We start from the raw sequence: 19341 nt of genomic DNA, 5'->3' as shown, positions 1-19341 counted from the left end.
AATGGATGAAAATTGTATTAAAATAGGTTTGGCACAGTAGTTGCTGTAATATAGATGTTAGGTAAACCTGTTAGCATACATGCTTCAGTTTACAATTTTATAAACACATTGGGGTAATATTATGAATGCTCAAAAGGGTTTCACTCTTATTGAATTAATGATCGTTGTTGCGATTATTGGTATTTTGGCAGCAATTGCAATTCCACAATACCAAAACTACATTGCACGTTCGCAAGTAAGCCGTGCAGTTGCTGAAGCAGGTAGTATTAAAACTGCTGTTGAAACTTGTTTGCTAAATGGTCAAACTACACTCGGTGTAAATGCAGGCGAATGTAATCTTGGTGCAACTGGTTCTAATATATTAACTGGAGATGCTCAAGGAAATGGAACACCTAAACAGGCAGATGGTACTGGTGTACCGATAGTTTCTGATTTAAAAACTAATCCTGTTACGATTACAGCAACTTTTGGTAATAATGCTGCTACAACGCTTACGACAGCTGGAAAAAATGCTGTACGTTGGTCACGTGATGCTACTGGTACTTGGACTTGTGCTGCGAGTGTTGATGCTAAATACCGCCCAGCTGGTTGTATTGTAGACTTAAAATAATAATTTTATGAATTAATAATAAAGTACACCCTTTTGGGTGTACTTTTTTTTGGGGTGAGAAACATGCAAAAAGGGTTTACACTTATTGAAATTCTAATTGCCATAGCAATTGTTGCAATTATATCTGCAATTGCACTCGTGCAATATCAAATTTATATTGCGAAGACACAGATTAATACAGTTATACAAGAAACCGCAAGCCTCAAGAACCCGGTCGATATTTGTCTTTTAGAGGGTCAGTTAGAATTGGGAGAAAGTAATGAAGGCTGTCATTTACCTATTATTGCTTCTAACTTGCTTACAGGAAACCGTCCAGATGGACAAAGTAGTGCTCCCAATACAGGGTCACCACAAATTACCTTTCCATTGGTTGCAAATCAGCAAATTATTGGAGTTTTTGGCAATCGGGTAAGTAATCGATTAAGTGGTAGAAGGCTTGTTTGGTTTAGAGATGCAAACAGTGGAACGTGGACTTGTCGAACAGATGTAGATGTAAGTTATCGTCCGAATATGTGTTCGCAAGATTTATAATATAAAAAACACAAACCCGAGCAAGCTCGGGTTTATAGAGTAACATCCTCATTTACATCCATTGTGTCGATCTTTCCGTGATCTATTCAACTTGTGTCCGTACTTGCTTAAATCCTATAAGCACTTTCCGTTGTTGATAAAGCCATAATAAGTATATTCATTCATTGAATATATACGTTTTAACAGCTTCCCTTGTAAGTTAAAGCTTACATTAATGAGAGCATTTGATCTTTTTCAAGTAAATAAAAATATCTTTGTTTAAAAAATGAGTCATTGTTTTTTTAATAAAGAAAACCTCTTGCCTAAATCTATTTTCCTCTATACAATGCGCTCCATCAAGTTAATTAAATACTTGGTGCTTACTTTAAACCAGAAAGTAAGTTGTCGGTGCGGGATGGAGCAGTCTGGTAGCTCGTCGGGCTCATAACCCGAAGGTCGTTGGTTCAAATCCAGCTCCCGCTACCAATTTAATGAAAATTGCAAATTCATTAAGCTAATTTAAACTTGAGTTTTTCGCTTAAATTAGATATATTATTGCACACTATTGCGGGATGGAGCAGTCTGGTAGCTCGTCGGGCTCATAACCCGAAGGTCGTTGGTTCAAATCCAGCTCCCGCTACCAAGATTCTTGCTAAAAGGGCTCACAAATAGGTGGGCCTTTTTGCACAGTGGGCAATGCTTTTCTGTGTTAAAAGGGCGGATGTGGATTCTCGCCCTTTTTTTATTGGCTATCGTGTAGTGTCGACATCAATTGGTCAAAAAGACATGCTTCACTACAAGAGGTTTGGTCGGCAAAGGCCGGTTGTTGTATTGCACAAAATGACGAGAGTACATGAAATTATCAAATAAAACGCAAGAGCTACAAGACATGATTGCCCCAGCAGTAGCTGCTTGTAATGTTCATCTATGGGGTATTGAATTTTTGCCTCAAGGTAAACGTTCAATGTTACGTATCTACATTGATAAACCATTAACAAATGCTTCTGAGACAGGTGAAACAGAAGAAAATGGTCGTGGTATCAGTGTCGAAGATTGTGTTCGAGTAACCCAGCAAGTGGGTGCGATCTTAGATGTACATGATCCAATCTCAGGAGAGTTCTCTCTTGAAGTTTCATCACCAGGGTGGGATCGCCCTTTCTTTGAACTATCTCAAATGCCAGCCTATATTGGACAACAAGTTGCATTACGTTTAATTAGCGCTGTAGATAATCGTCGTAAATTTCAGGCAAAACTTGTTGCAGTCAATCTTGATGATGAGACGATTCAAGTGGAAGTAGAAAAACAGCAAGTGTTGGACATCGATAGTCACAATATCGATAAAGCAAATTTGGTTTATCAAGACTAAACTTAAGAAAATTTGAAATATAGGTGACTTATGGGTCGTGAGATTCTTACCGTTGCAGAAACGGTTAGTAATGAAAAAGGCGTGAGCCGCGAAGCCATCTTTGAAGCATTAGAGCAGGCACTCGTTGCTGCAACTAAGAAAAAGTTCTATGAGGGTACAAACTCAGAAGAAGCACGCTTACGTGTACAAATTGACCGTAAAACGGGTGAATATAGTACATTTCGTCAATGGGAAGTGGTTGCAGATGAAGACCACGAAATGCCCGCTTGCCAAGATGCGATTTCTGATGTAGATCCTGCTAAATGGTCAATTGGCGATATTCGTGAGCTTGAAGTTGAATCTATTGAATTTGGTCGTATTGCTGCACAAATTGCAAAGCAAGTCATTGTTCAGAAAATACGTGAGGCTGAACGTGCACTTGTTGCAGATGCTTATGCGTCTAAAGTAGGTGAGCTCATTTACGGTGAAGTGAAGAAGCAAACAAAAGATGGTTTTATCATTGACTTAGGTGACAATGCTGAAGCTTATCTTGCGCGTGATGAAATGATTCCTAAAGAGTTACTTCGTCCAAAACAGCGTGTTAACGCTATTTTATATGAAGTTAACCGCGAAGGACGTGGTGCACAGTTATTGCTTTCTCGTGCAAAACCAGAAATGCTTATTGCTTTAATGCAAAAAGAGATTCCTGAAATTTCTGAAGAAATTATCGAGATTAAAGCAGCGACGCGTCAACCTGGCGTACGTGCTAAGATTGCTGTAAAAACAAATGATCATCGTATTGACCCTGTAGGTGCTTGTATTGGGATGCGTGGTACGCGTATTCAGGCAGTTCAACAGGAACTCAATAATGAACGCATTGATGTTGTAGTATGGTCTGATGATCCTGCACAATATATCGCAAGTGCGTTAGAACCAGCAGATGTATCTGGTATTGTTATCGATGAAGATGCAAAAACTGCAGATATTATTTTTGCAACAAGCGATCAATTGGCAAGAGCAATTGGCTCACAAGGTCAAAATGTTCGCTTAGCATCTGAGTTGACAGGCTATAAACTAGATATGATGCTTGAAGATGAGTATCGCTCACGCCAACAAAATGAAGCACAACAATATTTAGATATGTTTGTAACACGTTTAGATATTGAAGAAGATCTAGCAATGGCACTTGTGGAAATGGGCTTTACTTCCCTTGATGAAATTGCATATGTTCCTGCAGAGACATTTAATGAAATTGAATTAGATGCAGAAACAGTAGAGCTTTTACAAAGTCGTGCAAAAGAAGTTGCTTTGGCAGATGCCTTACAGCAACAAGAAAATATTCAAGAGCCAAGCTCAGAATTATTAAATATGGAAGGCATGACGCAAGAAATTGCATATGCACTTGCTAATCGTGGTGTGATTACAATTGATGATCTTGCTGATCAAGCAACTGATGATATTGCAGATATCGAAGGACTTGGTACAAAACAAGCAGGTCAATTGATTATGAAAGCCAGAGAATCATGGTTTAACTAGGAGGTAATAAATGACGGACAAGTCTATAAAAGAGTTGGCGCAAAGCGTGGGACGTCCTGTTGAGAAGCTCCTAGAGCAAGTGAAAGATGCAGGATTGCCACAGCGAAAAGCTGATGATGTCTTGACTACTGAACAGCAAAACACTCTCGTAGATCATCTGAAAAAAGTGCATGGTCAGACTGAGAGCAATGCAGGAAAAATTACTTTGAAACGTAAAACAACCGGTACAGCAAAAGTTGCAAGTACATCTGGTAAAGCGAAAACAATTAACGTTGAAGTACGTAAAAAGCATACTTTTACAAAACCAGATCCTAAGCAACTTGCTGCTGAAGCAAAGGCAAAAGCTGAGGCTGAAGCAAAGGTAAAAGTTGAAGCTGAAGCAAAAGTAAAAGCAGACGAAGCTACAAAATCGAAAGCAGAAAGCAAAGCAAATGCAACATTAGAAGCAATGCGTGCTGCACAGCAAAAAGATAAAGGAACAGATGCACCGAAAGCTGCAGCTGTTGTCGTAAGAAAGCGTGGCGGTGGCATGGTTAAACCAAATACCAAGCCATCTAAAAATGCAGAACAGAAAAAAGCGCTACAAGCTCAAGAAGCTCAACTGAGAGCTACTGAGGAAGCGACACGTCGTAAAGCTGCTGAAGAGGCGCAACAACGTACGCTTGAGCAAATGCGTCAAATGGCATCAAAATATTCAAATGATGACAGCACTGCAAAAATTCGCGTTGTCGATGATTCACCATTAGCGGCAGGCCTTGTTGGTCAAGCTTATGAAGAATCATTCAAGAAAGAAGACCGCGAAATTAAACGTGGTGGTGGGGCAAAAGATGGCCGTAAGAAAGGTCGTAACAATCAAGAAGAGCAAAACTTCAGCAAAAATAACCATCATAAACGTGGCTTAAAGACAAGCCAAGGCAACAAACATGGTTTTGAAAAACCTGTTAAAAAGCAAGTTTATGATGTTGAAATTGGTGAAACCATTGTTGTTGCTGATTTAGCACAAAAAATGGCAATTAAAGTTCGCGAAGTAATTAAAACGCTTATGAAAATGGGCGAACTCGTGAACCAGAACCAAGCAATTGATCGTGATACAGCGTCTTTAGTTGTTGAAGAAATGGGTCACAACCCAGTGTTGGTTTCTGATAATGCAGCTGAAGATAACTTAATTGAACAAGCTGAGCAAAAGCGTGGTGAATTAACGACACGTCCGCCAGTAGTTACAATTATGGGCCATGTTGACCATGGTAAGACATCATTACTTGACCGTATTCGTCGTGCTAAAGTGGCTTCAGGTGAGGCAGGTGGTATTACACAGCATATTGGTGCTTACCACGTTGAAACAGAGAAAGGAATTATTACTTTCTTAGATACACCTGGACATGCTGCGTTTACATCAATGCGTTCTCGCGGTGCAAAAGCAACAGATATCGTGGTACTTGTTGTTGCTGCTGATGATGGTGTAATGCCACAAACAGCAGAAGCTATTGATCATGCGCGCGCTGCAGGTACACCAATCATTGTTGCAATGAACAAGATGGATAAAGAGTCAGCTGACCCTGATCGTGTGTTAAATGAGTTAACAGCAAAAGAAATCGTTCCTGAACAATGGGGCGGTGATGTTGCTGTAGCAAAAGTATCTGCACATACAGGTGAAGGTATTGATGACTTACTTGACCAAATCTTGCTTCAAGCAGAGGTTATGGAACTTCAAGCATCTGCTGAAGGTGCTGCACAAGGGGTTGTGATTGAAGCACGTGTAGATAAAGGCCGTGGTGCTGTTACTTCTATTCTTGTACAAAATGGTACATTGAATGTTGGTGATTTAATCCTTGCTGGTTCATCTTACGGTCGTGTTCGTGCGATGTCTGACGAAAATGGTAAGCGTATTAAGTCGGCAGGTCCTTCAATTCCAGTAGAAGTTTTAGGTTTACCTGAAGCACCAATGGCTGGTGATGAAGTACTTGTTGTAAATGATGAGAAAAAAGCGCGTGAAGTTGCAGATGCACGTGCAGACCGCGAGCGTCAAAAACGTCTCGAGCGCGCAAGTGCAATGCGTTTAGAAAACTTAATGTCTTCTATGGGCAAAAAAGATGTTCCTACAGTAAATATTGTTCTAAAAACTGATGTTCGTGGTTCGTTAGAAGCATTACAAGTTGCGTTATATGAACTTGCAACAGATGAAGTAAAAGTACGTGTAATTGGTTCTGGTGTCGGCGCGATTACCGAGTCAGATGTAACACTTGCAGAATCTTCTGATGCTGTTTTACTAGGCTTTAACGTTCGTGCAGATGCAACTGCACGTCAGAAAGCAGATCAGGACGAAATTGACATTCGTTACTATAGCGTTATCTATCAATTGATTGATGATGTAAAAGCTGCAATGAGTGGTAAGTTAGCACCTGAGCATCGTGAAACAATTCTTGGTGTGGCACAAGTGCGTGAAGTATTCCACTCAAGTAAGTTTGGTGCAGCAGCAGGTTGTATGGTTATGGAAGGTACAATTCATCGTAATAAACCAATCCGTGTATTACGTGATGATGTAGTAATTTTCCAAGGTGAACTTGAGTCTTTACGTCGTTATAAAGAAGTTGTTGAGGACGTACGTGCAGGTATGGAATGTGGTCTTGCAGTTCGAGGCTATAAAGATATTAAAGCACTGGATAAAATTGAAGTTTACGACGTACAAATTATCAAACGGAGTCTTTAATGGCAGGTAGTCAGCGTCTTAAGCGTATGGCCGATACAGTTCAGCGAGAACTCGCTGAACTGATTCGTCAAGAGCTTAAAGATCCTCGTTTAGGTGGTTATGTAACCATTTCTGCTGTAAAAGTAAGTCCTGACTTGGGTTATGCAGAAGTCTATGTCACCGTTATGGGGCGTGATTTACAAGACGATCAAACTGAAGAAGCGCATAAAGAGACACTGAGTGTTTTAAACAAAGCATCAGGTTTCTTACGCCAAGAGTTGAGTCGTCGTTTAAAAACACGTGTAACGCCACGTTTGCGTTTTCATTATGATAAGACCAATGCTCATGGTAACTACATGTTTGGCTTAATTGAAGAAGCAGTAAAAGATTTACCAGAACGAAAAAAAGATGAAAATTAAAAAAAGCCACCTTCGGGTGGCTTTTTTTAATCCTGATTTTTCTGTGAAATCGTATGGATTGCACTATCTTTTTTAATTTTACCTTTAGGAACAAAGCGATACTTTGACCAAGGTAGTGGGCGTTCAATACTTTCTGGAACTTCACCACTCAACGAGCGTAATTTTAGATGTAAAGCTGCTTGTGCCATAAGGTTGGCAGATACAGGGGCAGTAATAAATGCTAGAAAAGTAAGTAAAAGTTCAGAAAAGCCCAAATGTCCTTGAAAGTAACCGTATACAATTGAGGCAATTAAAAAACTTCCGAGACCCAAAGTACTAGATTTTGTAGGTGCATGTAATCGAGTGAATAAATCTGGAAGTCGAATCATTCCTATGCTTCCTACCAACATAAAAAAGCTACCAAGTAGGAGAAAAAAAGAAACAATGATCTCCATAAAGAGTTGTGCAGACATAAGAAGCTTTCCTTTTAATCAATTACATGACCGCTAGTGAAGTAACGTGCAAGAGCCATTGTTGAAATAAAGCTGAGCATGGCAATAAGTAGTGCACCCTCAAATAAATATGTGGTTGTCCAATAAATGCCTAATACAATAATAAGTGCACTTGTATTTAAGAATAACGTATCTAGCGCCAATAGCCGATCGACAATTGATGGGCCAATAATCATACGAATTAGGCACAGTGACATTGAGATAGTGATACATAATAAGCAAATCCCAAGAACATATGGCAGGATAATCATGTATTTTCTCCTGACTGAGCCGAAAATATTTTAATGAGTAACTGTTCGTAGCGTTTTTTTATCTCTTTAATTTCAGCATCTGTATCTGTTGAATTTAAGGCATGTACAAGAATGTCACCACGTTTTTGGTCAATACCTGCGCTTACCGTACCAGGAGTCGTGGTAATAATCATTGCGAGCAATGCATTGACTTGTTCATTTTGCGTGGCTAAAGGAATACGGAACCATTTGGGCTTTAAATTCTTCTTAGGTCCTAATACCAGTTTTGCAACTACAAAATTGGAAATCACAATATCTATTAGTAGAGTAAAGAGTAAACGGATGGCAGAAGGCCAATGAATACTTGGCGTCCTTGTAATAAAAGGAGCAACCATTCTTGGAACAACTACTGCCAGTATAATTGCTAAGAGAATATCACTCGTTGCAAGGCTATGATTTAATAATAACCATGTAGCCGCAGAGATAACTGAAAAAAATGGATGCGGAAACCAACGAGAGAAACGAGTTTTTCTTTTCATTTATGGCTCCACAGATTGTAATTTAGCGCCAGTATTTCGAGTTGGAATACTGGTTGATTGATTAAGCTGCTGTTGTTGTATTTCAATCTGCTGTTGTTTGTAGAGTGAAATATGCTCACCATGAAGAGAGTTCGGTGAAATAATATATGGGATAAAGTGAGCATTCGGATCTGGATTCTCACCTGCATACTTAGTTTCGGCAATATATTTAGGATCAAAAGGTTCAACACTAATAAACTCACCACGCATATTTTTGTATAAAATTTCTTTTTGGTATAGATCGCTTTGTGTGAGCATAAATGCTGTTTTAAATAAGTACTGTTGTATAGGATGAGCATAAACAACATAACCAATCAGTACCGCAATGAATAAGTAAATTGTCTTATCATTTCGACTAGGCGCATGGTCTGGGAGTGCTTGATAAGAGAGATAATCTTCTCTTTTTGGATTGGTTTCGGGCTCACTTGCTTGCCAAAATAAAATGAATCCCACACGTATAAAAGCAATAATGCTCAGCAAACTTACAATTAATACACTACCAATAATCCACATTTGATAAGCACTATTTTGCGTTGCTTGTAAAATAAAAACTTTACCAAAGAAACCACTAAATGGTGGTAAGCCGGCCATCATTAACGCAACAATGAAGAAACATATTGAAATGAGAGCATTTTGTTTCATTCGTGGTGCGACATGTAAATGGTCTTTAAAAATGCCACGTTGAGCTGTAATCCAGCCACAGAGTAAATAAAATGCTGCACCAATGAGAGTACTGTGAAACAAGTAATATAAGCTAGCTGCCCATGCTTCAGGTTTATGAAGCCCTAAGCCAATACAAATTGTTCCTAAAGATGAAAGGATCATAAAGCCTACAAAACGTCTCAAACGCACGGCACCTAAAGCGCCAATCACACCGTAAAGAGATGTTGTGAGGCCAATAATGAGTAAAATATCGAAAAGAGGGGATGGATTGTCGAGAAGTAATATCGAGTTAACACGTAATATGGCATAGATGCCAACTTTGGTCATGAGCGTGAATAACGCAGCAACTGGAGTACTGGCAACAGCATAGGTTTTTGGTAGCCAAAAACCCAGTGGAAACACAGCAGCTTTAATTGCAAAAACAGTAAAAAGTAAATAAATTCCTGCAGTGGCAAGATGAAGCTGATCTGGTTGTAACTTATGCATTAGACGCGCAACATCGACCATGTTTAAGCTACCAACATTGGCATAAATAAGTCCAAGACCAATGAGGAAAAGCGCACTTGCAAACAAGTTAATAATGACATAGTGGATACCAAGCTGAAATCTTGCTTTCCCTTGTCCATATGTCAGCAATACATAGGAAGCCATTAGCAGTATTTCAAAGAAGACAAATAAGTTGAATAAATCTCCTGTTAAAAAGGCACCGCACAGTCCCATAAGTAGAAATTGAATAAGTGCATGGAAATAGCGACCTCGGCTATCCCAGTCTTTACTTGCAAACCATACGATAGGCAAAGCTAAAATATAAGTAAGTAAAACCATGAATGCAGACAGTCGGTCAAGCACTAGAATAATACCGAAAGGTGCACGCCACTCCCCAAGCTGATAAATCATCATATGATCTGTAGCTGCTTGGCTAACGTAGAGTATCGCTGTACCTAAACCTGCAAGTGTTGCGATATAGCTTATTACTCTTCTGATAGATTGACGTTTATCATTTTGAAGATTATCTGCGTTTGAACTACCTAAAAGTAAAAGAATAAAGCCAGCAAAAGCAGGAATAAGAATACTTAAAATAGGTGTTTGTAGTTGCCAAAAATTTGATATTTGATCCATCATGGGGCTTTGTCCTCATTAGGATCATTGGCTAGTTCTGTAATTTCTTTGGAGTCGACATGGTCTGTACCTGATTCATAACGACTTCTTAAAGCAAGTTGAATAATAAAAGCAGTTGTTGCAAAACCAATCACGATCGCAGTAAGTACCAAAGCTTGAGGTAGTGGGTCTGTGATAGATGTTGCTTCGGTTAAAATAGCCGGCGAGTTAATTTTTATTCTACCTGTGGCAAATAGGAATAGATTGACGGCATAGCCGATCATTGCTAAACCAAGTACAACGGGGAAGGTTCTTGCACGTAGTAATAGATAGACTCCTGTTGCTGCCAAGAGCCCAATTGCCGAAGCAAGTAATAGTTCAAGACTAATCATAAAATTTACTCCTTGGGTACAACAGGGCCAGACATAGACGAGTGTCTCGAATCACCTAAAACAGAAATCATGAGCATGGTCGAACCAAGCACAGCAAAATATACGCCTAAATCAAATAGTGCTGCAGAAGTCAGATGCATTGATCCTAAGAGTGGAGGGTTTACATATGTATGCGCACTGGTCAAAAATGGTCTTGTCCATAACCATGCAGCAAGTCCTGTCACGCCTGCAATTGTTAAACCAATACCAATCCATTTCTCATAACGTCTTCCTGAGTTTGCACGCAGTAGTCGTTCTGCACGGTCTTGGCCAAGCGCGATATATTGCATAATCAGAGCCATTGCAGTGATGAGCCCTGCAATAAAACCACCGCCTGGATAATTATGTCCACGGAGGAAAATATAAAGGCTGACAATAAGAGCAACTGGGAGTACCCACGACGTACTTGTTCTTACCAAAAGAGGTGAGGGGGTAAATCGATAGGTCAGTCCTTTGGTTGTTGTTGTTCCATGTGCACGCATGCCATCCATAAGACATAGTGTGCCAATACCTGCGATGCCAAGAACAGTAATTTCGCCGAAGGTATCAAAGCCACGGAAATCGACTAAGATGACATTGACAATATTTGAGCCACCACCTAAAGGTAAAGATTGTTGGACGAAGAACCATGAAATTGAGTCGTGATCACGTGTAAGAATTAACCATGCAACCCAGCCTATTCCTAACCCCACTGATGTAGCAATGATAGCATCACGCCAACGTCGTGTTTGCGATGACTCGTAAGGGGTTAGCTGTGGTAAAAGTGATAAACTCATGAGTAAAAGAACAGTAGAAACAACATCTACAGTAATTTGCGTTAGTGCTAAATCTGGTGCGGACAGTGTAATAAAAACAATAGAAACAACGAGACCAATTGCTCCCATGATGAGTACTGCTTTAACACGCTCATGATGGAACCAAAGTAGCATCCAACAACCTGTAAACAGTAATGCCCAAAGTACCACAGCGATTGGAGAAGCATGTGTAAGTACACGTGTGCCCGTAGATATTGGCGTTGAAATTAAAGGAATTGCAACTAATGCCACCGCAAAGATAATAATCCAAAATAAGTAGCCTTGTAGACGACCTGTTTCAGTGGCTAATTTAATTTTCTTTGCAGTTTTTTCGGCAAAATTTAAGATTCCTTCAAAGATGATCTTACCTTGGAAATTTCCTAAGTAAGACTCTAGTTCAATATTTTTAATTTTTCCATGACGTGCGAGTAAAGCGTAAAACCCAATTCCACCAAAAAGTGCAATTAAACTCATGACAAATGGTAGGTTTAAGCCATGCCAGATAGAAAGATGTGGTGAAGGAATATTGTGTTGTAAGGCTGCTTCGCTTACAGCTATAACAGTGTGCTCTGCAAAAAAGGCTGGGGCAACACCAACCAAGATACATAAGATTGCAAGTAGTAGAACCGGTGCACGCATACCAAATGGCGGTTCATGTGCATCTTTATTTGAAATGTCGTCACCTAGCTTGCCATTAAAAAATATGCCATGAATCATTCGTACCGAATAAGCAACAGCGAATATACCTGCGCATGTGGTCGCAATAATAGCAAGAAGTGCATTTGTTCCACTAAATGTTTGCGCAATTTCTGTAAAGAACATTTCTTTAGAAATAAAACCATTGGTCAGTGGTACACCTGCCATTGCCGAGGCTGTAATAAAAGTAAGTGTGCCTGTAAATGGAAGTAACTGCCAGATACCTTGTAGCTTACGTAAACTACGGGTTCCCATTTCATGGTCAATAACACCAGCAATCATAAATAATGCTGCTTTAAATGTTGCATGGTTGATAATATGAAAAATTGCAGCAGCAACAGCAAGTGGTGAGCCAATACCTAGTAGACACATAATTAGACCCAAGTGACTAATGGTCGAGTAGGCCAATAAACCTTTTAGGTCTTCTTTAAAGACGGCAAAAAAGGCACCAATGCAGAAAGTAATTAATCCAACCACGGTAACTAATTGATGGAAAAGAGCATATCCTACGAAGATAGGTAAAAGCCGTGCGACCATGAATATTCCAGCTTTCACCATTGTCGCAGAGTGAAGATAAGCAGAAACTGGAGTGGGTGCTGCCATTGCGTTAGGTAGCCAGAAGTGAAAAGGAAATTGAGCACTTTTGGTAAATGCACCTAATAAAATAAGTAATAGTGCAGGTGTAAAAAGAGGACTTTGTTGTAAGACACTCCCCATATCGAGGATTTGGTCTATTTGATAAGTACCAGCAATTTGTCCAAGGAGGATGAATCCTCCTAGCATAGCTAAGCCACCCATGCCTGTAATGATAAATGCCATACGTGAACCACGTTGGGCTGCATCGTACTGTTGCCAATAAGAAACCAGTAGGAAAGAAGAAATACTGGTTAGTTCCCAAAATACCATTAAAACAATTAGGTTATTTGACAGAGATATACCTAGCATGGCAGCCATAAATAGCATGAGAAAACAATACAGCTTGCTTAAGCTACTTTTTTCACTTAAATAATAATAGGCATAAATGAAAATGAGTGTGCCAATACCACTAATGAGCAATGAAAACAGTAACCCTAAGCTGTCGAGCCTAAAACTCCAATTGATACCCATGTCAGGCAACCATTGCCATTCTTGTAGTAAGGTTTGACCATTGAATATCATATTTGCTTGGGTAAGCAATAATGTAAAACAAGTGAGGCTAATACCAACAGCTATTAGCATTTTTATCAGTCGTGGGATTTGATGCAAACTTGCACTGAGTACAGTACCCAAGAGCAAAGGTAAAAGTATGATAATCGCTAGCACACTTGTGTCCTTTTTATGATATAGGCCGACCGTAATCACCTAGGTTAGTTTTTTTAAACTTCAAAGGAAAACAAGGAATTATCCAATATTCAAAGTTTAACGCGGAGGTATCTTTTGAAAACTTACAATATTTTCAGGGATAAAGTCGTAGAAAAATACAGTAAAATTTTAAGATATATTGTAATCAATAAATAAACCAATATCTGACCTTTTAACATTAAAAAACAGCATATTTTCATTAAATATTAATATTTTCTTAAATGATAAACGATTTCTATTCTTTCACCTAGTTAGAAGCAAAATTGTTTGTTAAAAATCATGAAAATTGAAAAAAATTTATGCAGGGCAGAATAAATCTGCTATCTTGTTTTTTGCTCTATTTTTATGATGTCACTGTATCTTAAGTCGTATATCGCAGGTCTGGCTTTGTCTGTAGAGTAACTTAGGGAAAATATGAAGTCAGTATGAGTATCATATTGTCTAAATAAGTAAGCAGATACTTTTACTATAGTGTTAGGTTCAGTTATATTTAAAGTCGTATAAGAATCTAGGCAAGTAGGATATTGCTGAGAATAGAATAGGATGTTTTAGGGCAGAGCAATATTTACAGAGTACGCAGCAATAGCAACGCACTTTGATGATTGTAATATTTCAAGTCACATTCATGTTCTTTTCTCTTCAGCCTTCAGTAGTTTAGTATGCTTAATGAAAGCTTGATCAATGATTGAAATAGCGAGAGCTATGAAACTCATTATAGAAATATATACGATTGTGTGAATCAGGTTATACTGAAATTACACGCTTTTTGTAATCCGAATGAATCCATCTGATTGATGAAATAGGAAAACATGATATGTCTAAAATTTTTGATTTTGTGAAACCGGGTGTTATCACTGGTGATGACGTTCAGAAAGTGTTTGCTGTTGCAAAAGAAAATGCATTTGCACTTCCTGCGGTAAACTGTGTAGGTACCGATTCAATTAATGCTGCACTTGAAGCTGCTGCAAAAGTCAAAAGTCCAATCATCATTCAGTTTTCTAATGGTGGGGCAACATTCATTGCTGGTAAAGGCTTAAAAACAGAACAGCCACATGGTGCTGCTATTTTAGGTGCGATTTCTGGCGCACATCACGTACACCTTCTGGCAGAGCATTATGGTGTACCTGTTATTCTACATACAGACCACTGTGCTAAAAAATTATTACCATGGATTGATGGTTTGTTAGATGCGGGTGAAAAGCACTTTGCAGCAACAGGTAAACCATTATTTTCTTCACACATGATTGATCTATCTGAAGAATCACTAGAAGAAAATATTGAAATCTGTGCAAAATATTTAGAACGTATGTCAAAAATTGGTATGACGTTAGAAATTGAATTGGGTTGTACTGGTGGCGAAGAAGATGGCGTGGACAATAGCCATATGGATGCTTCTGCACTATATACACAGCCTGAAGATGTTGACTATGCTTATGAAAAACTTAATGCAATTAGTCCACGTTTTAGTATTGCTGCTTCATTTGGTAATGTTCACGGTGTATACAAACCAGGTAACGTGAAATTAACACCAACTATTTTACGTGATTCACAAGAGTACGTAAGTAAAAAGCATAATCTAGAGCACAACTCACTCGACTTTGTATTCCATGGTGGTTCTGGTTCTTCTGCTGAAGAAATTAAAGAATCGATTAGCTATGGCGTGATTAAAATGAACATTGATACAGATACTCAGTGGGCAACATGGGATGGTGTTTTACAGTTCTATAAAAAGAACGAAGCTTACCTACAAGCGCAGTTGGGCAATCCTGAAGGTGCAGATAAACCAAATAAAAAATACTATGACCCTCGTGTTTGGTTACGTGCAGGTCAAACATCTATGGTGACACGTCTAGAACAGGCGTTTAGAGAATTAAACAGTATTGACCGTAACTAAAATGAAATTTAAATAAAAAAGGAGCGAAAGCTCCTTTTTTATTTTCTTGGTTTTTTGTTTTTAATCTGCTGAATTAGATCATAAATATAGTGAATATTTAAACTTGATTTTGCACGTGTGCATGCAACGTAAAGCAAACGAAGTTCTTCATCACTAATTTTATAGTCGTGCTGATTGAGTTTAAATTGGTAGTCATCTTCAAGATGAACACGATCCCACTCAAGTCCTTTTGCTTTGTGTGCTGTTGAAATGACATAGTCAGCTTCATCAATGGGCGTAATTTGAGTGAGTGCTTTTTTTAATGGGCCTGAACCATGTTCATCGACCAATCTAACTAAGGGTTTGATATCACTCCCTTCATGCGTTTCACAGTATTCATGTACATCATGCCATGAGTTAAACCATGCAAGTTCAGGCACATCTGTGACGCGTTTTCCTTGCTTGAGCATACTTGCTGCATCGATAAAACGTCCTAAACGAGCATGATCTGCTTGTAAGGTAACTTTGTCATGATTTACTAAACCTGCAAGCAACAGCTCCATTGCACGTGCATTGGTACGACATAAAATAGCATCACGTTGTTTGGTATGTGGTTTATTGACCACTTTTGAAACTTGATTGGGGTTACCCAGTAGAGGGACAGTTTCATCTAAGCCACTTAACAATAAATTCGCAACTTGAGCAATCTCATCACCAAAACGAAATGAGGTTGTTAAGCGAGAAGATGGTAAGGGAAGCTTTTGCATGGCATTGACTGCACCACGCCATGCATAAATTTGTTGATGTGCATCTCCAACATAAATAACCTGCGTTTGTTGCTGTTTGAGCAAAATACCAAGCATGAGAGGGTCGGCATCTTGTGCTTCATCAAATAAAACATAATCTGCAGGAATAATTGGATTAGACAATGCCCATAATTTTAGATAAATGTCGTGCCCAATACCTGCTTGATGTTCAGGGTGGATTGACTCAAGCCAACGTCGCTCTAAAAAAGGGTATAAATGTTTTTGTAATGCATCAATATCGTCTGTATGTAGCCAATTGGGTGCCTGAATATGACGAGGTGCTGGATATTGTGAATTTGTTGAACAGAAATACCCGACAGCATTTACGACAAGACCTGCCAAACGACTCGGCATAATCGTATATTTTTCATAGCGACCACCCATTAAACGTCTAAGCGTAATTGGTTCTAGACGATACTCTTTAGCTAAAAAACTAGGACTCAAACGAGGCAGGCGTAGTTTATCGGTTACTGCACGTGGCACGCTACGAAATGCTAAGGAGTGAAATGTTCTACTGTCGACTTGTCGATCAAACTTTTTTTGTGCTTCACTTGCAATCGCCTTATTGAATGCTAAATACATACCACGCCGTTGAGGCATGGCATGGCTAATCATTTGTAAAGTTGTCGTTTTACCTGTACCAGCATAAGCAACCACTTTAAATGATTCACCAAGCAATGCATGTTCAATGGCAGTATTTTGTTCGTTAGTAGGCTTAGGTGTTGTGGTCATCTTAATGAGTACGATTTGCCTTTTCTACAAGACCAGAAAGGCCTTGGCGTCGTGCAAGCTCATTTAAAATATCTTGTGGATTTAAGTTGAAGTAGCCCAACATGACAATGCTATGAAACCATAGGTCTGCAACTTCATAGACAAAGTCATTTTTATTATTTTGATTTTTTTCTAAATCGAACTCTTTTGCAGCCAGTACAGTTTCAAAGCTTTCTTCGCCCACTTTTTCTAAAATTTTATTTAAACCCTTATGATATAGCTTGGCAACATATGAGCTGTCTGGGTCAGCTTTTTGGCGCTCGACCATCATTTGACCTAAATAATCTAAAATTTCTACTGTTTCTGCTTGGGTCGTTGAACTTTCCATCGCAAGTGTATGGGCATTTTTTTCAGAGGTAGTCGCATAAATTTCTTTAGGGTCTTTGAGTGGGTGGTCTACTGTTTCCCAACCATTTTCTGTCAGTTTTCTATAAAAACATGACTCTCGACCTGTATGGCATGCAATACCACCTTTTTGTTCAACTTGTAAAATAATGACATCTGCATCGCAGTCTAAACGAATTTCGTGAACAACCTGAAAGTGGCCTGAAGTTTCACCTTTATGCCATAATTTTTGGCGTGACCGAGAGAAGTAAACAGCTTGTTTCTTTTCTGCAGTCATTTCAAGTGATGTACGATTCATCCACGCAACCATAAGTACGCGACCAGTTTGATGATGCTGTGCAATAGCAGGAATTAAACCTTGTTCGTTAAACTTTACCTCATCAAGCCATTGCACGTTATTCATGGAAATCACCAAAATTAAACTAAAAAAGAAATACGGTCTATCACAGACACGTGCTTATAGTTTACGTGAAATTGTGCCATTTCTAAACGCTTTTCTTAGCGAACTAGACGCCACATCACTAATAAAGTACTGATAATAATGAGTGGTACAGAAATAAACCACGGTGCAATAATCGCAATAGAAAGTACAATTAAAAGTACACTACCAAAAATCCAGTTTCTTTTTTGTTGATATTCAAGCTGTAAACGGAGTTGTTGTATTTCACGTAACTGCTTATCTTGCCATGTAGATTGATTTTTCAATCCATTCAGGCTATCTACAATTAGACTCGGTAAATCTTGTGCACCGAGTAAGAGATCGGGGATTTGTTTGCCAAATTGTCGAATGTTATAAATAGGATCCATATTTGCTTTGACCCATTTTGTTAAAATAGGTTTTGCAAGTTTCCAAATATCTAACTCAGGGTAGAGATCTGTTCCTAAACCTTCAATATGTACCAATGTTTTGAGAAGTAACATGAGTTGAGGGGGTATTTCTAATCTAAAGCGACGGGCAATATCCATAATTTGCAGTAAGATACCTGCAAAGTCGAGCTCATGCATTGGTTGTGAAATCATAGGGCCGACGGTACGACGCATCTCGCGCGCAAGCGCATCTTGATTTGTACCCGGTGGAATCCAACCTGCTTGATGTACGACTTGAATAAGTTGCATGAAGTTACCGTTCATCACGGCAAGCAGCATGCGCGCAACAGTCATTTGATCTTGTTTGGACAGCTCACCCATAATTGCACAGTCAAGCGCAATATATCTTGGATTTTTAGGATTAATTGTTTCTACAAAGACATTACCCGGATGCATGTCTGCATGGAAAAAGTTATCTCGAAAGACTTGTGTGAAAAAGACAGTAAGTCCTTTCTCGGCTAAATCTGCACGATCCATTCCCAAGCGGTCAAAGGTTTCTGTATCTGATATAGGGACACCTGTGATGCGTTCTGCGATCATTGCATCGGTACTGTCCATATAGACTTCAGGAACATACATCATACTAGAGCCAGTAAAGTATTGACGCATACGGCGAGTATTACTGGCTTCTAATGAAAGATCGAGTTCATTTAGTATGGTTTGACGGTACTCTTGAATAATTTCAAGCAGATGAATAGCACGTGCGGCTTCAATTCGACTTTCTAAGTGTTGTCCAATCCATGTGAGTACTTCAAAGTCTTGAATGAGTTGAGGACGTATATCTGGACGCGTTACTTTAACGACAACTTCTCGGTCATCGTGTAAAGCGGCTGTGTGAACCTGTGCAATGGATGCTGCCGCAAGAGGTTGGTCATCAAATCGTTTAAATAATGTGTTTAAATCTGCTTTAAATGCTGACTGAATACGATCTTTGGCAATCTGAACAGAAAAGGGTTTCACTTGATCTTGCAACATAACCAATTGTTGTAAGATTTCAGGTGGAATGAGATCTCGACGGGTAGAGAGTAGTTGCCCCATTTTAATTGCGAGGGGGCCCATATCCTCTAGCGCTTCTTTCAGTTTAAGTGGATTATCTAAATGTCTACTTGACCATGCAGCAGGGTGTAAACGAATGAGTTTTAGTAAAGGGCGTGCTTTGGGTGGAATATCTTCCGCAGAGATTAAAGTATCTAATCGATAGTGGGCAGCAATACGCCATACTTCGAATAAGCGAGAAATATGCGGAATCAT

16 protein-coding genes and 2 tRNA genes are annotated in these 19341 nt (G+C 39.1%); 9 read left to right on the top strand and 9 right to left on the bottom strand.

Going from position 1 to position 19341, the window contains the following annotated elements:
• Window positions 1–121: 121 nt before the first annotated feature.
• The 8 genes from I2F23_RS03580 to I2F23_RS03545 all read left to right on the top strand — a co-directional run bounded on the left by I2F23_RS03580 (window position 122) and on the right by I2F23_RS03545 (window position 7106).
• On the top strand, window positions 122–610 hold the full coding sequence (locus I2F23_RS03580; RefSeq protein WP_195771202.1) for a pilin: 489 nt from the start codon (window positions 122–124) through the stop codon (window positions 608–610).
• A 63-nt stretch (window positions 611–673) separates the two neighbouring features.
• The gene (locus tag I2F23_RS13880; RefSeq protein ID WP_323127650.1) at window positions 674–1141 is read left to right on the top strand and encodes a pilin; all 468 of its coding nucleotides are present in this window, start codon (window positions 674–676) and stop codon (window positions 1139–1141) included.
• Between the two features lie 388 nt (window positions 1142–1529).
• Window positions 1530–1606 (top strand) — tRNA-Met (locus I2F23_RS03570).
• A gap of 80 nt (window positions 1607–1686) precedes the next feature.
• Window positions 1687–1763, top strand: a tRNA-Met gene (locus I2F23_RS03565).
• Between the two features lie 210 nt (window positions 1764–1973).
• Window positions 1974–2486 carry a ribosome maturation factor RimP gene (rimP, locus tag I2F23_RS03560; protein ID WP_195771201.1) on the top strand — a complete coding sequence of 171 codons (513 nt, stop codon included), beginning with the start codon at window positions 1974–1976 and terminating at the stop codon, window positions 2484–2486.
• 30 nt (window positions 2487–2516) lie between these two features.
• Window positions 2517–4001: a transcription termination factor NusA gene (gene nusA, locus I2F23_RS03555; protein WP_195771200.1), complete on the top strand. Its 1485-nt coding sequence runs from the start codon at window positions 2517–2519 to the stop codon at window positions 3999–4001.
• A gap of 10 nt (window positions 4002–4011) precedes the next feature.
• Entirely contained in the window at window positions 4012–6708 is a 2697-nt protein-coding gene (gene infB, locus I2F23_RS03550) for a translation initiation factor IF-2 (RefSeq protein WP_195771199.1), read from the top strand.
• Window positions 6708–7106 carry a ribosome-binding factor A gene (locus I2F23_RS03545; protein ID WP_195771198.1) on the top strand — a complete coding sequence of 133 codons (399 nt, stop codon included), beginning with the start codon at window positions 6708–6710 and terminating at the stop codon, window positions 7104–7106. Before infB ends, I2F23_RS03545 begins: the two co-directional genes overlap by 1 nt.
• A 26-nt stretch (window positions 7107–7132) precedes the next feature.
• Here the strand turns inward: I2F23_RS03545 and I2F23_RS03540 are convergent, their stop codons facing one another.
• From I2F23_RS03540 to I2F23_RS03515, 6 genes are read right to left on the bottom strand one after another with little or no spacing between them, the layout of a single operon-like run.
• Window positions 7133–7558 carry a Na+/H+ antiporter subunit G gene (locus I2F23_RS03540; RefSeq protein WP_195771197.1) on the bottom strand — a complete coding sequence of 142 codons (426 nt, stop codon included), beginning with the start codon at window positions 7556–7558 and terminating at the stop codon, window positions 7133–7135.
• 14 nt (window positions 7559–7572) lie between these two features.
• Window positions 7573–7848 (bottom strand): monovalent cation/H+ antiporter subunit F, encoded by a 276-nt coding sequence (locus I2F23_RS03535; protein WP_195771196.1) that lies wholly within the window; start codon window positions 7846–7848, stop codon window positions 7573–7575.
• The gene (locus I2F23_RS03530; protein WP_195771195.1) at window positions 7845–8366 is read right to left on the bottom strand and encodes a Na+/H+ antiporter subunit E; all 522 of its coding nucleotides are present in this window, start codon (window positions 8364–8366) and stop codon (window positions 7845–7847) included. Before I2F23_RS03530 ends, I2F23_RS03535 begins: the two co-directional genes overlap by 4 nt.
• Window positions 8367–10187, bottom strand: coding sequence for a monovalent cation/H+ antiporter subunit D (locus I2F23_RS03525; protein WP_407647993.1), 1821 nt, complete (start codon window positions 10185–10187; stop codon window positions 8367–8369).
• Window positions 10187–10558 carry a Na+/H+ antiporter subunit C gene (locus tag I2F23_RS03520; RefSeq protein WP_195771193.1) on the bottom strand — a complete coding sequence of 124 codons (372 nt, stop codon included), beginning with the start codon at window positions 10556–10558 and terminating at the stop codon, window positions 10187–10189. Before I2F23_RS03520 ends, I2F23_RS03525 begins: the two co-directional genes overlap by 1 nt.
• Window positions 10559–10563: 5 nt before the next feature.
• Window positions 10564–13389 carry a monovalent cation/H+ antiporter subunit A gene (locus I2F23_RS03515; protein WP_195771192.1) on the bottom strand — a complete coding sequence of 942 codons (2826 nt, stop codon included), beginning with the start codon at window positions 13387–13389 and terminating at the stop codon, window positions 10564–10566.
• A gap of 853 nt (window positions 13390–14242) precedes the next feature.
• Here I2F23_RS03515 and fbaA point away from each other — a divergent pair.
• Window positions 14243–15322: a class II fructose-bisphosphate aldolase gene (gene fbaA, locus I2F23_RS03510; RefSeq protein WP_195771191.1), complete on the top strand. Its 1080-nt coding sequence runs from the start codon at window positions 14243–14245 to the stop codon at window positions 15320–15322.
• A gap of 38 nt (window positions 15323–15360) precedes the next feature.
• On the opposite strand, the gene I2F23_RS03505 is transcribed toward fbaA, so the two are convergent.
• From I2F23_RS03505 to I2F23_RS03495, 3 genes are all read right to left on the bottom strand, one after another.
• Entirely contained in the window at window positions 15361–16839 is a 1479-nt protein-coding gene (locus I2F23_RS03505; protein ID WP_195771190.1) for a UvrD-helicase domain-containing protein, read from the bottom strand.
• Between the two features lies 1 nt (window position 16840).
• On the bottom strand, window positions 16841–17626 hold the full coding sequence (hisIE, locus tag I2F23_RS03500) for a bifunctional phosphoribosyl-AMP cyclohydrolase/phosphoribosyl-ATP diphosphatase HisIE (protein WP_195771189.1): 786 nt from the start codon (window positions 17624–17626) through the stop codon (window positions 16841–16843).
• 95 nt (window positions 17627–17721) lie between these two features.
• Window positions 17722–19341 carry an ABC1 kinase family protein gene (locus tag I2F23_RS03495; protein WP_195771188.1) on the bottom strand — a complete coding sequence of 540 codons (1620 nt, stop codon included), beginning with the start codon at window positions 19339–19341 and terminating at the stop codon, window positions 17722–17724.

Origin of the sequence: Acinetobacter pollinis, assembly GCF_015627175.1 — a bacterium.
In the GTDB taxonomy this organism is placed as follows: Bacteria; Pseudomonadota; Gammaproteobacteria; order Pseudomonadales; family Moraxellaceae; genus Acinetobacter; species Acinetobacter pollinis.
The sequence above is the reverse complement of the archived record's forward strand: the minus strand, read 5'-3'. Positions and strand labels throughout refer to the sequence as shown.

Excerpts from the sequence above, each read along its gene's own strand:
- I2F23_RS03580 (WP_195771202.1), top strand. The coding sequence starts at position 122 with ATGAATGCTCAAAAGGGTTTCACTCTTATTGAATTAATGATCGTTGTT.
- I2F23_RS13880 (WP_323127650.1), top strand. The coding sequence starts at position 674 with ATGCAAAAAGGGTTTACACTTATTGAAATTCTAATTGCCATAGCAATT.
- rimP (WP_195771201.1), top strand. The coding sequence starts at position 1,974 with ATGAAATTATCAAATAAAACGCAAGAGCTACAAGACATGATTGCCCCA.
- nusA (WP_195771200.1), top strand. The coding sequence starts at position 2,517 with ATGGGTCGTGAGATTCTTACCGTTGCAGAAACGGTTAGTAATGAAAAA.
- infB (WP_195771199.1), top strand. The coding sequence starts at position 4,012 with ATGACGGACAAGTCTATAAAAGAGTTGGCGCAAAGCGTGGGACGTCCT.
- I2F23_RS03545 (WP_195771198.1), top strand. The coding sequence starts at position 6,708 with ATGGCAGGTAGTCAGCGTCTTAAGCGTATGGCCGATACAGTTCAGCGA.
- I2F23_RS03540 (WP_195771197.1), bottom strand. The coding sequence starts at position 7,558 with ATGTCTGCACAACTCTTTATGGAGATCATTGTTTCTTTTTTTCTCCTA.
- I2F23_RS03535 (WP_195771196.1), bottom strand. The coding sequence starts at position 7,848 with ATGATTATCCTGCCATATGTTCTTGGGATTTGCTTATTATGTATCACT.
- I2F23_RS03530 (WP_195771195.1), bottom strand. The coding sequence starts at position 8,366 with ATGAAAAGAAAAACTCGTTTCTCTCGTTGGTTTCCGCATCCATTTTTT.
- I2F23_RS03525 (WP_407647993.1), bottom strand. The coding sequence starts at position 10,187 with ATGGATCAAATATCAAATTTTTGGCAACTACAAACACCTATTTTAAGT.
- I2F23_RS03520 (WP_195771193.1), bottom strand. The coding sequence starts at position 10,558 with ATGATTAGTCTTGAACTATTACTTGCTTCGGCAATTGGGCTCTTGGCA.
- fbaA (WP_195771191.1), top strand. The coding sequence starts at position 14,243 with ATGTCTAAAATTTTTGATTTTGTGAAACCGGGTGTTATCACTGGTGAT.
- I2F23_RS03505 (WP_195771190.1), bottom strand. The coding sequence starts at position 16,839 with ATGACCACAACACCTAAGCCTACTAACGAACAAAATACTGCCATTGAA.
- hisIE (WP_195771189.1), bottom strand. The coding sequence starts at position 17,626 with ATGAATAACGTGCAATGGCTTGATGAGGTAAAGTTTAACGAACAAGGT.
- I2F23_RS03495 (WP_195771188.1), bottom strand. The coding sequence starts at position 19,341 with ATGATTCCGCATATTTCTCGCTTATTCGAAGTATGGCGTATTGCTGCC.